This window comes from Pseudomonas xantholysinigenes (assembly GCF_014268885.2).
Classification (GTDB): Bacteria; Pseudomonadota; Gammaproteobacteria; order Pseudomonadales; family Pseudomonadaceae; genus Aquipseudomonas; species Aquipseudomonas xantholysinigenes.
In genome coordinates this window covers 1,428,793-1,443,798 of record NZ_CP077095.1, presented here as the reverse complement: position 1 = coordinate 1,443,798, position 15,006 = coordinate 1,428,793, and the positions used below count along the sequence as shown (strand labels likewise).

General features: G+C 60.1%; 7 protein-coding genes. 6 read left to right on the top strand and 1 reads right to left on the bottom strand.

Annotated elements, in window-relative coordinates:
* Window positions 1-6 precede the first annotated feature (6 nt).
* From HU772_RS06550 to HU772_RS06525, 6 genes are all read left to right on the top strand, one after another.
* The gene (locus tag HU772_RS06550; protein WP_186655725.1) at window positions 7-660 is read left to right on the top strand and encodes an HAD family hydrolase; all 654 of its coding nucleotides are present in this window, start codon (window positions 7-9) and stop codon (window positions 658-660) included.
* A 111-nt stretch (window positions 661-771) separates the two neighbouring features.
* On the top strand, window positions 772-3,111 hold the full coding sequence (locus HU772_RS06545; RefSeq protein WP_186655723.1) for a hypothetical protein: 2,340 nt from the start codon (window positions 772-774) through the stop codon (window positions 3,109-3,111).
* Between the two features lie 2 nt (window positions 3,112-3,113).
* Window positions 3,114-4,970, top strand: a complete 1,857-nt coding sequence (locus tag HU772_RS06540) for an RCC1 domain-containing protein (protein ID WP_186655722.1) — start codon at window positions 3,114-3,116, stop codon at window positions 4,968-4,970.
* Window positions 4,971-5,031: 61 nt separating this feature from the next.
* Window positions 5,032-5,982: an Ig-like domain-containing protein gene (locus HU772_RS06535; RefSeq protein WP_186655720.1), complete on the top strand. Its 951-nt coding sequence runs from the start codon at window positions 5,032-5,034 to the stop codon at window positions 5,980-5,982.
* A gap of 24 nt (window positions 5,983-6,006) precedes the next feature.
* Window positions 6,007-7,656 carry a hypothetical protein gene (locus tag HU772_RS06530; protein ID WP_186655718.1) on the top strand — a complete coding sequence of 550 codons (1,650 nt, stop codon included), beginning with the start codon at window positions 6,007-6,009 and terminating at the stop codon, window positions 7,654-7,656.
* Between the two features lie 12 nt (window positions 7,657-7,668).
* Window positions 7,669-12,231: an immunoglobulin-like domain-containing protein gene (locus HU772_RS06525; protein ID WP_186655716.1), complete on the top strand. Its 4,563-nt coding sequence runs from the start codon at window positions 7,669-7,671 to the stop codon at window positions 12,229-12,231.
* A 318-nt stretch (window positions 12,232-12,549) separates the two neighbouring features.
* Here HU772_RS06525 and HU772_RS06520 read toward each other — a convergent pair whose 3' ends face one another.
* Window positions 12,550-14,826: an autotransporter outer membrane beta-barrel domain-containing protein gene (locus HU772_RS06520; protein WP_186656148.1), complete on the bottom strand. Its 2,277-nt coding sequence runs from the start codon at window positions 14,824-14,826 to the stop codon at window positions 12,550-12,552.
* Between the last annotated feature and the right edge of the window lie 180 nt (window positions 14,827-15,006).

Below are 15,006 nucleotides of genomic sequence, written 5' to 3'. Positions count from 1 at the left end.
CAACGCATGGCACTGGCAATTTTCGATCTGGACGAAACCCTCATCCACGGCGACTGCGCGTCGCTGTGGAGCGAACAGATGGCCCGGCTGGGCTGGGTCGATGGCAAGAGTTTCCTCGAGCGCGACCATGAACTGATGGAAGCCTACGGCAAGGGCCACCTGCGGATGGAGGACTACATGGCCTTCAGCCTGGAGCCCATCGCCGGGCGCACGCTGGAAGAGGTCGAGCACCTGGTCGAGCCTTGGGTGGAAGAGGTAATAGAGCCGATCATCTATGGCGACGCCTGCCGCTGCATCGCCGAACACCGCCAGCGTGGCGACCGCATCCTGATCATCTCGGCGAGCGGCGTTCATCTGGTCGGGCCGATCGCGGCGCGCCTGGGCGTGGACGAGTACCTGGCCATCGAACTGGAGGCGCTGAATGGCGTATACACCGGCAAGACCCACGGCGTGTTGACCTACCGTGAGGGCAAGATCACCCGCTTGCTGGAATGGCTGGACCAGGAGCAGGAAAACCTGGAGGGAGCGAGTTTCTATTCCGACTCGCGCAATGACCTGCCATTGCTGTTGAAAGTCGACAACCCCCACGTGGTCAATCCAGACCCCATGTTGCGCGAGCATGCCCAGGCCAGTGACTGGCCGATCCACGACTGGCGCTGAACGCTTCCCCCAAAACAACCGGCCAACACCTAGTATTCTTGCCAGTTGTTGGCCATCCCCACATCGCTATCCAATACGTCCACTTGCCTCCCATCAAGAAGGATGTCCGCGATGAACAAGCCCCTCGTTACCCTACCTGCCAACGCAGACCCTGTAACCTACGTCTGGCCGCAAACAGGCCTGAATCTGGGTGATGAGATCGAAGTACTCCGCGATGGCGAGCTGATCGGCACCTGCCAGGTGGATGAACATTACAGCCGCAACACCCTTGCCCTGCGCATCAAGCGTGCCATCGTGCCACTCGGCACGATACCGACAAACTTTGCCCTGAACCCGATCATCATCCCCGGCCATACCGAGACTGCACAGCTACCTACGGGAACCTGGGGCATCAATATTGCCGCGGCCGTAGACAACTTCCCGAATGACGGCCTGCAGATCTTCATCGATCCCTGGAGCGGCATGGCGGTTGGCGACACGGTCAGTATCATGTTGGACGATGTGGTGGTGGCGCCAAAAACCATCCGTGAAAGCGAAAAAGGCAAACAGGTCACACTATTCGTCAAGTCGGAGCGATTGATTGATGGCGATCACGTCATCAAGTACCGGATCAAACCGTTCGGTGGAAGTGATCAGGATTCCGTCGAGCAGAAACTTCATGTCAAGTTGACCCGCCCAGGTGGCCAGGACCAGAACGGCGATATTCCGGGGCACTCGGAGTTACTGTTTACCTTGCCAGAGGAAATCATCAATGAGGGTGTGGATAAGGAGACAGCCGAGAAGGGCATAACGCTCACCATCGGCAAGACTAATGGTGTGCCTTACCCACATGCGGTCGAAGGTGATGAGGTCCGTGTATCGTGGGGCGGCATTTTCGAACAGTGCATACTGACTGCCGATCAGGCGACCGGAAAATCCCCTATCGAAGTACTTGTGACGCCAGAGACCATCCGCGAAGCGGGCGACTCCGATAGCCTGTCGGTGACTTATGAAGTGTATGATCGGGTGCGAAATCGCTCGGAGGACTGGGCTATCGAAGTGCGCATCGTCGTTGATGCCAATAGCTTGCGCATCGATTCTCCCATCATCCAGGAAACCGACTACGACCCGGAAACCGGCCGCCAGTCAATCGAACTTGGCAAACACACCACCGTCACGGCGGAAATTGCCATCCCTTCATCGGGGCCAAACTTCAAGGTTGGCGACAAGATCGTAATGCGCCTGAGAGGCACCACCGCCGATGGTGCCGCCCTGGACATTACCTATCCTGGCAAGACGCTGGAGCGCCTTGGCTATGTGGTGGAGATCGAGCTGAGTATCAACGATTTACGCCAGCTGGCGACCTCCCAGGCCATTTTCAGCTTCGAAGTCATCAAGGCGGACGGCTCGGCCAATCTCAAATCCAAAGGTTTGGTCGTTGCCGTGCTGGGCGAGCTGCAAAAGTTGGCCGCGCCTCATGTCGAGGAAGCCGATGGCATCATTATCGACCCCACGCTGGCCCAGGCCACCGTAGTGATCCCATGGGACGACACCATGCAAGCCGGCATGGTGATCGTGCCGCAGTGGTTGGGTACCCGCCCCGACCTCAGCACGTACTTGCCAGACCTGAGCTACCACGTAATCTCCCAAGGCGACTGGAATAAAAAAGAGCCTATCGCTTTCAAGGTCAACGCCCAACATATCAAGGAGATCGACGGCGGCAAGCTGGAACTCTATTACCTGCTGTACACCGAAACCACACTGCAGGCATCTGCTCCACGCGAGTCCTTGCACACGCCACAGTTCCTGGTTGGCGATCCTCGGGGCGAACTTGACGCCCCCTCCGTAAAAGAGGCACCGGACAACCGCACGCTCCCTCCCGACCTGGAGGAAGCCGAGCTGGTGGTTCCCAATTATTCCGGCAAGGCCAAAGGAGACTACATCCATATCCTGTGGGAGGGCAGTGACGGTAACAAGTACGAGGACTCCATCCCGGTCAGCGAGTTCACCAAGGACAAACCCATCTCATTCACCATTGACAAGGCATACATCAAACCCAACGAAGGCGGCACGGTGAAAGCGTCCTATTGGGTGGAGCGTGCCAACAACGGTGGCACCAGCACGTCTGATTTTCTGACGCTGAATGTGGGCGAGCCCGTGGGAGGAGAACTTGACGCGCCGATCATCGAACTCATCGAAGACGGCGTGCTTGATCCTGATGCGGTGACAGGCAGCATTCTCCCCGTGCTGATTCCAAGGTGGCCAGGCCTGGCCGCTGGCGATGGCTTGGTCGTCGACTGGATCCGGGATGGGAACGCGGCAAACCCGATAGAGACCATCACCCGAGCTGTTACCAGTGGCGAGGCTGGCGGAACTGGCAATCTCACCCGCAACTTCACGAAAGCCACGGTCGAGGCATCGGTAGATGCCGAGGTTACCGTTCAGTATCGCGTCGAACCTTTCGGGAAGTGACCATGACTAGCCTCCTAGCCGATCTGCCCTCCGCGCCACTCAACTTCCGGGTCAGCCGCACCGCTGCGCCGCGCCTTGAGGCCCCGATAATTGTCGAGGCCGATGGTGGTGCGCTTGATCCGGCGAAAGTCCCCAACGGGGCCACGATTCGGATCAACGCCAAGGCACTGATCAAAACAGGTGACAAGGTCACTGTCGAATGGGTAGGCACGTCTGCCGAAGGCAGCGCTACATTGCCGAAAACAGCCGAGGCCGATGGCGTGTTGGACATCACAGCCCCTCTCGCACTGGTGAAAGCCAATGAAGGCGCAAGCGTGACACTGACGTACACCATTGAGCGTAGCGGCGCTGGCGTGCCTGAAGGCCCGTCAGAGGCCAGCACCTACAACGTGAAAAGCAACCTGCAGCCCGGCACGCTCAAGGTCATGGGCGCGCGCTGGTCACGCGGTTCGTACCGGGCCTCGGGCGCATCTCGCTGGCTGATGGCGTTTGACTCGACCACCGGCCAGCCCCTGGAAGTGCAATGGCAGTACGACGGCGATGCGGGCTGGAGCGCGCCGTCTGCCCGCTTCCGTGATACCGACCCAAGCCGATTGCTGCGCGCGAGCAGCGCGACGGATGTGGTCACCCTCAATACACCCAACCTGATCGGCAACGGTGTGGACGGCGTAGTGGCCGGTCAAGCCGCCTTCACTGCCCATCGTAACACCGGCGACCTGGTGGTATGGGGCAACCCGGCCTGTGGCGGCGGGTCGCTAGGCGCCATCGGCACCATGACCGATATCAACGAAGTGAGTTGCACCGGCTCGGCCTTTGCCGCCCGCACCCACAGCGGCCAGGTGGTGGCCTGGGGCGACGTCAACAGTGGCGGCATATCACCGGTGCCGGCGCGCACCTACGTGCAAGTGAGTGGTAACAGTGTGGCGTTCGCAGCGATCAACGATCAGGGCAAAGTGAGCGCGTGGGGCGCTGCGGCTAGCGGCGGCACGGTGCCGGACAGTATCAAGCTGCTGGACGATGTCACGGGCCTGGCTGCAACTGGTACCGCGTTCGCAGCGTTACGCCGCAACGGCGCCGTGGTGGCCTGGGGCGATTCAGAGAAAGGCGGTACCGTGAAGCCCCCCATCGATGGATTCAACGACATCAGCGAAGTATTGGGCAACAACGTAGCGTTCGCGGCATTGCACGGCGCCAATCGAGTCGTGGGCTGGGGCGTCGCTGCCTCCGGCGGTACGGTGCCTGACGAAATCGCGGCGTTGACCGACGTGGTGGAACTCAGTTGCGCCACTGCCCATGCATTCGCCTTGCGCCATGGCACGCCGAAGACGGGAGTCTTCGTCAAGACCTGGGGTAACGCAAGCTACGGCGGAACAGTCAACCCGATCATTGCCGGCTTCAACGACATCCTCACCGTGGTCAGTACCTGGCAGTCGTTCGCAGCCCTGCGCGGCAACGGCCGGATCAACAAGGTGGTGGCCTGGGGAGGAGATGCCAACACCGGTGGCGTGGTACCGGAGGAGATCAGCGACCTGGATGATGTGGTGCAGCTTGCAGGCTCGTCGAAAGCCTTCGCCGCACTGCGCCGCACTGGTGAGGTAGTTGCCTGGGGAACCGCTGCGCTGGGCGGGACGATTCCGGACGCGGTAGCGGCAAGGCTCAAGGACGTCGTGGCGCTGTACTCGAACAGCCACGGCTTCGCGGCCCTGACCGCGGACAACCAGGTGGTCACCTGGGGGCATGCCACGGGTGGTGGCGACAGTAGTGCGGTGGATGAGCGCCTGCAGGGCAAGCTGTCGTACTACGCCACCCCAGCGGGCGCGGGCCGCGCCTCACGCGCGCGGGCCCTGCTCGCCCGGTGATTGTTGCCTGACAGTCAACCGGGCCCTATGGCCCGGTTCCTGTAACCAAGGAGGATCCTTCATGATCATCGCCTGGATCACGGGTTTGCTGCGCAAATTGCGCAAATTGTTTGTCGCAGGCCCCCTTGCACTGTCCCCGCCCAGTGTGGAAGAAGCCGACGAAAACAATGTGCTCGATCCAAGGAACCTGCCCGACAACGGCGCGACCGTGCGCATCAAGGCATGGAGCGGCATGGCTTACCGCGACCATGTATACCTCACGGTCAGTACCTTCACCGATGACCTGCCGATCAACCAAAGCAGCGTTGGCAAGGATGTCTTGTTCTATGACATCCCCAAGGCCCTGTTCAGCGCAGCGCAAGGTGGGACGCTGGAGGTCGGTTATCGGGTCGAGTTCAGCGCAGGAGGCAGCGACAGCGCCACCACGACATTGCACATCATCGGGGGCTTCGACCAGGCGGCCAAGCTTGACCTGAACGGCACCCACTACCTTTCCATTGCCGGCTTCCCCCCACGCAACGTGCCGGAACAGGCCCGCATGCAGCGCCCCGCCGACTGGGGGCGCGCGCCCTATGTCTATACCAGCAGCGATCCCGACATTGCCACGGTGATCGACACGGGCGAAGTGACCGCACTGGCCAATGGCAGCTGTCGCATCACCGCGACCGACAGCGAGGGGCAAACGCAGTCCTACCCGCTGACGATCACCGGTATGCGAGTGATGCACTTCCTCAGCGCCTCCTGTGACTGGCAAGGCATGCAGGGCGCCTGCGCAACAGCAGGTCTGGTCCCCGTGCCTTTGGCGGACTTCAGGCGACTGTGGCAAATCTACTACCCGGATAACTGGCCAGTAACCCAGTACACCGGCTGGTTGCCTTATGCCTTCTGGACTGCGGATGCACTGGGGGCCGGCACAGCCTGGGCGTATGACCTCGATGGCGACGACGCCAATGCCAATGCCAGCAGCCACGCCACCGACTCCCACCTGCAAGCCTTGGGGCTGGCGACTTAAGCATTCCGAAAAGAGTGAGTGGATATGAGCTCCAGATACCTTCGTCTACTGATGTGGGTTGCCAGCCTGTTGCTGCTCGCTGGATGCACCGCACATGCACCACAACCTGCCGCAGTACCGCGTGCCGCTGCCAGCGGCCCGGAAACCGCGCAGCTGCTGAACAATCGCTATCGCGCCAGCGCCACCCGCTGCGCCATCGACAAGCCGGCCTGGCAATGTACCGGCGTGCTGCTGCGCACGCGCGGCGACGATACCGGCGATCGCTTCTGGGAACACGATCCAGCCGCTGAGGCACGCGGCAGCGAACGCCTGCTGTTCCTGCGTGCAGACCTGGGCAGCAGCATGCTGCCCAGCAGCCACGGGGCGATTGTCGCCGACCTGTTCAGCGCAGCCAGCCAAGGTAAATCCTATGAGGCCTTGTGCAGCCATCCGCTACCCACTGACGATAACCCGGCACGCCCGGACCTGGGCTGTGCGCCCGTTACCGCCACACCCGCCAGCCATGCCGACCATGGGTCCTGCGCGGCATTGGGCGTCACCGACGCCGACAGCTGGCTGGCGTATTTCCGCCAGCAGGGCGAAAAACCTGCCGCCCAGTGCGCCTTCAACGCCGACGACATGGCTCAGTTCCGGGCAACACTGCAAGCCCATGCCTTGCTCGGCAAGCCCGGCGAAAAGGCCGTCGAGCTGCTGGTGCGCAACTGGGATGTGCAAGCGCCCACACGCCTGGCGATCGAGGCGCTGGTCTATGACAGCCGCATGCAAGGCGGCCTGCGTGCCGCGCAGCAAGATCAACGCGACTGGTTCGACGCCACCGGCGAATGGCTGCCGGTGCTGCGCATCGACCCCGACCAGCCCGCTGGCCAGGCGTTCGGTTTCAACCTGCAGGATCAGCTGTACATTGGCTATCAACTGGCACAAAAACTCAACAAACGCTTCGCCGACACTGCCGCCGCCTGCAACGACGGCAGCGCCGCCTTCAACTGCAATGGCATATTGCTGCGCAACAATTTGGCAACTACCGCGTTTCCAGCCTGGAACCCAAGCCCAGCCTCGCACAAGAACAACGGGGTATCGTTCAGCTACGTGCGTGCGGATATTAACCTTCTGCAAATCCGCGGCAACTATGCCTTCACCTTTCGCGAGCTGGCAGCCCCCACCGCCTACCGCCCAACGCTGCGCTGTGCCTACCCCTACAACGCCGGCACCTCCAACAGCACCAACCCCTGCACCTTCCGTGGTGAATGCGAAGTACTTGGTATCAACACCGTCGAGGCCTGGCGTGCCAAGTATGCAAGCAACCCGGGAACCAGCTGCGCATTCAGCAACAGCGCCAAGCAGTTTCAATTGAGCATCGATGTGCGCGGTCAACTACCCAACAGGAGCGACCACAATGAAATCATGATGGCGGCCTGGCCCGACGACATCCCCACGCAAATTCCACTGGAATCAGTGCTCTATGCCAGCGGCAGCAACGCCCTGCCCCAGGCGCAGTTCATCCAGCACGACTACTACACCCGCACCGAACGTTTCCTGCCGCTGTTACGCATGGACCTGAAAAGCCCCCAGCCTTTCACCTACGTGCCCGCCGATCAACTGGCAGCAGGTAGTCCGGCGCAATCGACCAGTAGGTGCCCCTCCCCTCGCCCTGCGGGCGTCGACTGCCATGATTGAGGATGCCACATCATGATCAATGTGCTTGAGCTTTTCCCTACCCTTGACCGCGAGAGCATTTCCGCCACCCTGCGTCCATTGCTGGTTGCCGGCATGGCCACCCCCATACGCGGAGGGGACGGGGGCATCAACCGGAACCTGCTGACTCAGTTCGAAGAGGGCCTGCTGATCGCCATCGACCCTTACCTGGGCAAACAGGTGGGTGACAAGCTGGAAGTGCTGTGGGACGGGCTCGTTCTGGAAACCCATGAGGTGGCGGCAGGCGAAGAGCACGAACGCACCATCCTGTTCCTTGATACCCAGGCAATGGTGGACGGTTGGGTAGAGGAAGTCCTGTACCGCCTGACCCCGGTCGGCGGCCCGGCGGAAGACTCCATCCCACTTCGCCTGCTGATCGCAACGAAGCTGCCTGGCGATTATGACCGCGACCCACACCTGCCTGGTCACTCACAGCTGCCAGCACCGGTGCTTCCCGACGATGTGATGGAAAACTGTGTGGCGGCAAGCCGCCTGGTGGAGTGGGTGAAGGCAATCCTCCTGAAGGTGGGGGTGAAAGCAAACCTCTTGAAGAAGAGGGTTAAGGCAAGCCACCTGGAGGAAGGGGTGGAGGTGAAGATTGGCTGGTACGACAACCGCGCGCCCTGGGACACCATCCAACTGCGCTGGGGAACGGTATCTTTGTTCCATACCGTGACCGAACAGGAGGCCGCAGGGAAAGACCCCATCATCATCCTCGTGGATCAGGCAACCATCCTTGCCGCTGGTGACTCTCCGAATCTACTGGTTCACTACCAGGTCTACGACGAGGTCTGGAACTTCTCCACGGATTGGTCGCTGCGGACCTACGTGGAAGTAGACGTAGGCGCCTGGAAACTGGCCCCGCCCTTTGTCAAAGAGGCCCGGGATGGCCAATTGGACCTGAGCGAACTTGGCGATGAGGACGCCACGGTACAGGTTGAAGTACGCAATCCACCGTTCGCCTACGACGATACGGTCATCGTCAGTTGGGTGACCCTGGTCAATGATGCCGAAGTAGGCAAACACGATGAAACCAAGCGCATCGATAATCTGCCCGCCATCCTGGAAGTGCCCATTCCCAATGAAGTGGTGCGCGAAGGCGCGGGAGGGAAGATCGTCGCATCCTACGTACTGCAGCCCGCCAGCGGCGCCCCCCCTTCCTCTTCCAAGCGAACCACGGTGACGATTGTCGGTTCCGCCCCGCTGGAGGCACCTGACATTCATGAATTGATCGGAGATCGCCTGGACCCAACGCTCGAGCGGGCCCACGTGGTGATTCCCGCTTACGAGGGGATGGCGGCCGGTGATCTCGTCAACGTCCGCTGGGCAGGGACAACGGCAGCAGGCTTACCCCACCTGCACGAAATGGAGCACGTGGTATCCAACAACGAGGTAGGCCAGCCGTTCTATCTAGGGGTGGGCGAGGAACATATCGGCCTCCTGCGCGGTGGTCGGCTGGATGTGAGCTATCGGGTATCAAACGATCAGCAGGCCCCAGCCAGTGTCCGCAACTCCTCACACCTTAAAGTGCTGGTCGCGGCGCTGCCGGCGACATTGCCAGCCCCCAGCGTGGACGAAGCGCCCGAGGGGGTACTGGACCCAGAGTTGCACCCCGGGCCAGTGACACTGCGGGTGGATTACCCAGGCACCGCCAAGGGCGATATCCTGACCTGGTTCTGGCTGGGTGAAGATCCGGAAAATGGCAGCGCCAAGGACTGGATACCGATTACAGAACCGCTCAAGGGCAAACCGCTGACGTTCTCCATCGAACGTCGCCTGGTAACAGCCAACCTGAACAGCGTGGTGCGGGTGCTGTACACCCTGAAACGCGCCGTTGACGGTCAATTCGAGTACTCCGAGGTGCTGGAGCTGGTCATCGGCAAGCTGATCGGCAAGCTGCCTGGCCCCGAGGTGCTGGAAGCTCCAGACGGCAAGCTGGACCCTGTTCGAGGCATCGACGGTGTGACTGTGGAGGTCGACTACCCGAGCATGGAAGCCAACGACCTGATCACCTTGATGTGGGTAGGCACACCCGGTATCGGCACACCTGCAGACCAACAAAAGACGGTCACCACGCCAGGCAAGATGCCATTCAAGATACCGGCCCACGTGATTGGCGCCAACATAGACTGGGCAGTGTCATTGGCATACTCGGTCATACGCTATCAGCGTGAGCAATTGTCTGACTTCACCAAACTGGACATCGCGCCACTTGCCGATGCGCAGTTGGTGTCGCCGCTGATCACCGAAGCCAGGCAAGGTATCGTAAACCTGGCCACCTTTTCTGGTAACGCTACCTGCACCCTTGGAACGACCTGGCACTTCATTGCCGAGAATCAGAAAGTCTGGCTGTACCTGGCGGGCAAGGATGCTGCAAACGTTGATGTACGTATCGACCTGCTTCAGGGCAAGGCACTGAGCGCCGCGGACATCCGCAACGGGATCAGCCAGAGCGTACCTCGCAGCGAACTCGAACAGCTGGGCCAGGACACACCCTTGACCGCGAAGTGCCGGGTGGGATTTGCGGAAAATGCCAGTGAAGACATGGCCTTGCCGTTCCCGCAAACCAACTACGCCTTCAAACTCCACCATGACTGGGTGATACCAAAGATCGAGCGTGCCGAAGATGCCGATGGCGAAATCACCGATGGCGGCAGCACGTTCCAGAGTCGCGTCACACTCAGCGGCTCAGCCACCCTCGAATCCACCCTTGAACTTTTCGATGGCGACCAGCCCAAGGGCACCGTTCAAGCCAATGGCCTTGGCCAGTGGACACATGTCTTGTCCAACCTCGTCCCTAAAGCGTATCTGCTGACCGCCCATGCGCGAGATGGCAGCGGCAATGTTTCACTGCCACGCCGCTTCGAGGTGTTGGAGAACCTGACCCCAACCATTGACGACGTGCGCGACAGCAATGGTGCCGTGGCCAATGGCGGCACGACTGTCGATACCAACCTCGCCTTGGTCGGGCAAAGCAGCCCGGATCGGCAGGTCGAGGTATTCGACGGCAACCAGTCCAAAGGCAAGGCCACCTCCGATCACACCGGCCGGTGGACATTGCAGGTACCAGGCCTGAACGTGGCCAGGCATTCGTTCGTGGCCAAGGCACTGTATGGCTCGGGTGAGCAGTCCAAGCCTTGGGTGGTGAATGTGGCGCAGGCCGTCAAGCCAACCCTGAGCAGCGTGAAGGACTCGCGCAGAGAGGTGCCAGCGGGTGGCCATACCGTCGATACCAGTGTGACCGTGACGGGGACAGCAACCGCCAATCAGCAGGTCGAACTGTTCGACAACAATCAATCCAAGGGCGTGCTCGACGTCAATGCCAGTGGTGCATGGACGAAAGTATTGCCCGGTTTGACCGAGGGCAGCCATCGGCTGAAAGCCCGTGCCTTGTATGGCGCTCAGCCAGAGTCCGCCGAGCGAAGCTTCAGCGTGATCGCCGATTTGGCACCCAGCATTATCCAAGTGGTCGAGCCCAACAACACTGCGATCCCCAACAATGGCAGCACCTACGCCACCGTGGTCACCGCTTCGGGTAAAGCCGCCGTGGGCCAGCAGATCGAGCTGTTCGACGGAGGGACGGCCCAGGGTATCGTGCCTGTCGACGACAACGGCAATTGGAGCAAGCAAGTCAGTGGGTTGTCACAGGCCCCACATGTCTTGAAAGCCAGGGCGGTGTATGGCGCCAACAGGGAGTCGAACACCTGGAGTTTCACCGTGAAGGCCGTTGTCATACCTACCATTACAAGTGTGCAAGATACCAAGGGCGAAGTGCCGCAGAACGGCTCGACTACTGACACCCGAGTGTCAGTCTATGGGAGCGCCGCAGCAAACGAGCGGGTCGAAATCTTTGATGGAAACCTAAGCAAGGGCGCCGCTACCGTCAATCTCGCAGGTAGCTGGGTTCATGCTGTTACCAACTTGGCGGTGGGCTCGCATAGCCTGAGAGCCTTCGCGCAGCAGGCGGGCGTGCCGGGTTCGAACATCCGCGGTTTCACCGTGAAATCGCCTTTCGCTCTGGATCCATCACCCGTGACACTCAATGGCAGGCTTTACAATCCAGGTACGGTTCCATTGGTTTGGCCGGCGAATTCCACTGCCACACGGATACCCAGCAACGGCACTCCACCCTATACCTATACGTCTAGCAATACCGGCGTAGTGACGACGGACACCAATGGCCGGATTTATGCCAGAGCCAACGGCGTGGCAACAATAACTGTGCAAGACAGCACAGGCCAATCCGGCCAATATAACGTAACCGTCAGCAATGTTATTCAGGTCGCAACCCTCGGCGGAGATCTCTACTGGAGGGCTCAACAAACTGTTGCCGCCCGAGGCATGCGACTGCCGACACGCCCCGAGCTGGAGGAGTGCCATCGGCAGTTCCTCGGTAGTTGGCCAGTAACTCATCATGGCTGGACGACTACGCCGGCACCCGGGATATTGAAGAACTTCGCTGTCCATGCACACAACGGCACGAATTGGGCACTTTCCATCAAAAAACATCTTTTCCCAGAGATGGGAGACCGCTCGACTGTTTATGGACTTAAATGATAGCCAGACCGAATACACACCAGGCTCTGTACGAAAAGTCTTGAGACGAAGGTCAGGCAAGGCGAAAACAGCCGAGGAAGCGGAGTTTACGGGTTGTAAATGAGCATTCCGAGGCTGTTTTCAACGCAGCATCACCGAGTATCAAGGCTTTTCGTACAGAGCCTAACGTCGCTCAAGTGCATAGCCTTTCAGCCCGCATCGGCACAGACGACATTTTCTGCGCTGATGCGGGCGGATGTGTGCGGCATGGACAATCGTACCCTGACAATCCAGTCCAATTGCTTCAGGTCCCGGTCAAGAAAAAACTGCGCGTTTTATTTACCAACTGTACCGCAACCCCACATTCACCCCATACGGCTGCTCGATATGCTCACCCTTGGCATAGTCGAAATCCGCATGCACCGAAAAGTCCTCGGTGAACGACGCCGCCAGCCCCGCACCCAACTCGGCACGTGAACCAGACAGGTCGTTGTTGAACAGGTTGTCGTTGACCTGCACACGGTTGGCCTTGGCGAACTCATGGGCCACGGCAGCCTTGATGTACGGCTGCAGCACAGTCCCACCTTCCAGGCGAACATTGCGGCCCACCACACTGCCGACTTTGCCCAGCAGCGAGCGGGTCTGGTCGCCTTCGGCCCGCATGCCATTGTCCAGGCCGTAGTCCTTGCTTCCGATCACCACCGCCGCCAGTTGCCCGTATGGCTCGACGAACCAGCCATCGGCCAGCGCAATGTGGCGGCCGAACTCCACCGAGCCACCCAGGCCGGTGTTGTTGTAGTCACCCTTGGCGCGGGTACCATCGCTCATGTTCACCTTGGACTTGTTGTCGAAGCGGTTGGCCTTGAGCACGGCATCGAAGTAGTAGCCGCTGGCCTGGTCGAGCCACGTGGTGTAGGCACCCAGGTAGTAGCTGTCGACGCTGCCGGAGGTACCGCGGGTCAGGTCCAGATCAGAACGGCTGTGGCCGATCAGCGCGCCTACCAACCACTGCCCATCCCCCCACGGCAGCGGCGCATCGGCGCCCAGCGAGAAGCCGCTTTGCACCTGGCTGTAGCCAACACCCGATTGCTCCGCGACGTCGTACTTGTTGCTGTAGGCACGGCTCCACAGGCCAGCCTTGCCACCGTTGAAGCGCAGTTCACCCATGCGGCTGCGCAACGACGTCAGTTCGCCGTACCAGACCGTCGGCGCGGTGTTGAACAATGCCAGGACCGATTGGGTGCCAGGGCTGATGGTCTTCGAACCGGGGTCCAGGAACCATTCGCTGCCACCGCTGCCGTCACCGCGAGAGCCCAGATTGTAGGAGTAGGTACCTACATCCACAGGCTGATCGCCACTAAGGCTGAAACGCGCATCACCAGCTGCGGCATTTACCAGGGTCAGCGCTTGTGGGTCGGTCGGGTCCTCACCACTCCCTTTGACCGACAAGGTATGCTCGCCTGTCGCGGTGCCCGACACAATCAAGGTGTCGTGTTCATTGGTGGCATAATCGGCATTCATCACAAAGGTGCCGTTGCCTGAGAGATGCTCAACTTGCAACTGGTGGAAGCTACCGAAGCCACTGTTGAAATCAACCGTCCCCTGATCGAGTGACAGGTTGGCCAATTGCTGATTGCCTGTGAGTGCCCATACGGAGTTGGATTCCACAGCCATCTGGTTGACGTTCTGCAGTTGCCCGGTAAAGAAGGCACCGTTACGCAATGTCACATCCGCCACACTGCCCGCCTCAGCATGCACATCACCGAGGACGGTGCTGCTGTCGAACACGAGTGTGCCGGAGCTGTTGTCACGGATGTTGAAATCACCTTGCAGAGTGCTACGGCTGACGCTGAGGTTGACACTGGAGCCTTCCGAGACATCCAGCAGCAAATCATTGGCGCCTTTGAGCTGCGTGCCATTGCTCAAGGCTATCGTTGCCTGGGCGCCCTGCACCACGGTCAATGCCGCACCGTTCAGGCCAATCACCGTAGACCCGTCCACCTCGGCCCGGTAGTCACCGACATCGTTGGAGTCCGCACCGATACTGATACCGCTGTTGCCACCGGTAATCACGGAGTTGTTGCGCACAATGGCGGTGCCGCCTCGTACGTTCACGCCATCGGCCCCCACCTGAGTGCCTTCGACACGGCTGTTGTCCAGGATCAAGGTACTCAGGCCTGTGACCTCCGCGCCACCCTCTAAGCCGGAGACATCACTGTTGCGGAGCGTGAGCGTCGAACCGCCAGTTGCTGAACCCAACTGGCGACTGGCGTTGACCCCCACGTATTGGCTGCGGATTATACTGTCGACGACCGTCGCGGTGGAGTTGTTGATTATCAGACCGTAGTCCTGCGCATTGACTTCGCTGCCCTGCATGTTCAATACGGAGCCTTCGAAGACGGAAACTTCCCGCAAAGAACTACCGGCCAGGGTATTCAAGGTCGACTGTTCACGCACCACATAGCGGTCGGCGAGCAAGGAGGAGTCGACGGTAAAGCTCGAACCGTTTTCGACAACAACGGTAGCCGCAGCAGTAGAGGAATATAGCGCCGCAGTGATCAAACTCAAGGCAAATAAGCCACGCGGACGCACAGAGAGCGGGAAGAGAGGTCGCATCATTCAAAATCTCATGTGGGGTTTACGCATTGACGGCACCCAAACGTACATCAAGAACAGCTTATTGGTATGTAGGAATGATCTGACTCTCACCTAGGAGCAGACAGCACTGAGCGTCGCTTATCATCTTTTAACAGGCATGAATATGCAGCAAGGTGCGCCTGAATAGCGCACCTTGCT

What these genes read in the sequence shown, in the direction of transcription:
- HU772_RS06535 (WP_186655720.1), top strand. Translation starts at nt 5,032, where the DNA reads ATGATCATCGCCTGGATCACGGGTTTGCTGCGCAAATTGCGCAAATTG.
- HU772_RS06540 (WP_186655722.1), top strand. Translation starts at nt 3,114, where the DNA reads ATGACTAGCCTCCTAGCCGATCTGCCCTCCGCGCCACTCAACTTCCGG.
- HU772_RS06530 (WP_186655718.1), top strand. Translation starts at nt 6,007, where the DNA reads ATGAGCTCCAGATACCTTCGTCTACTGATGTGGGTTGCCAGCCTGTTG.
- HU772_RS06550 (WP_186655725.1), top strand. Translation starts at nt 7, where the DNA reads ATGGCACTGGCAATTTTCGATCTGGACGAAACCCTCATCCACGGCGAC.
- HU772_RS06520 (WP_186656148.1), bottom strand. Translation starts at nt 14,826, where the DNA reads ATGCGACCTCTCTTCCCGCTCTCTGTGCGTCCGCGTGGCTTATTTGCC.
- HU772_RS06545 (WP_186655723.1), top strand. Translation starts at nt 772, where the DNA reads ATGAACAAGCCCCTCGTTACCCTACCTGCCAACGCAGACCCTGTAACC.
- HU772_RS06525 (WP_186655716.1), top strand. Translation starts at nt 7,669, where the DNA reads ATGATCAATGTGCTTGAGCTTTTCCCTACCCTTGACCGCGAGAGCATT.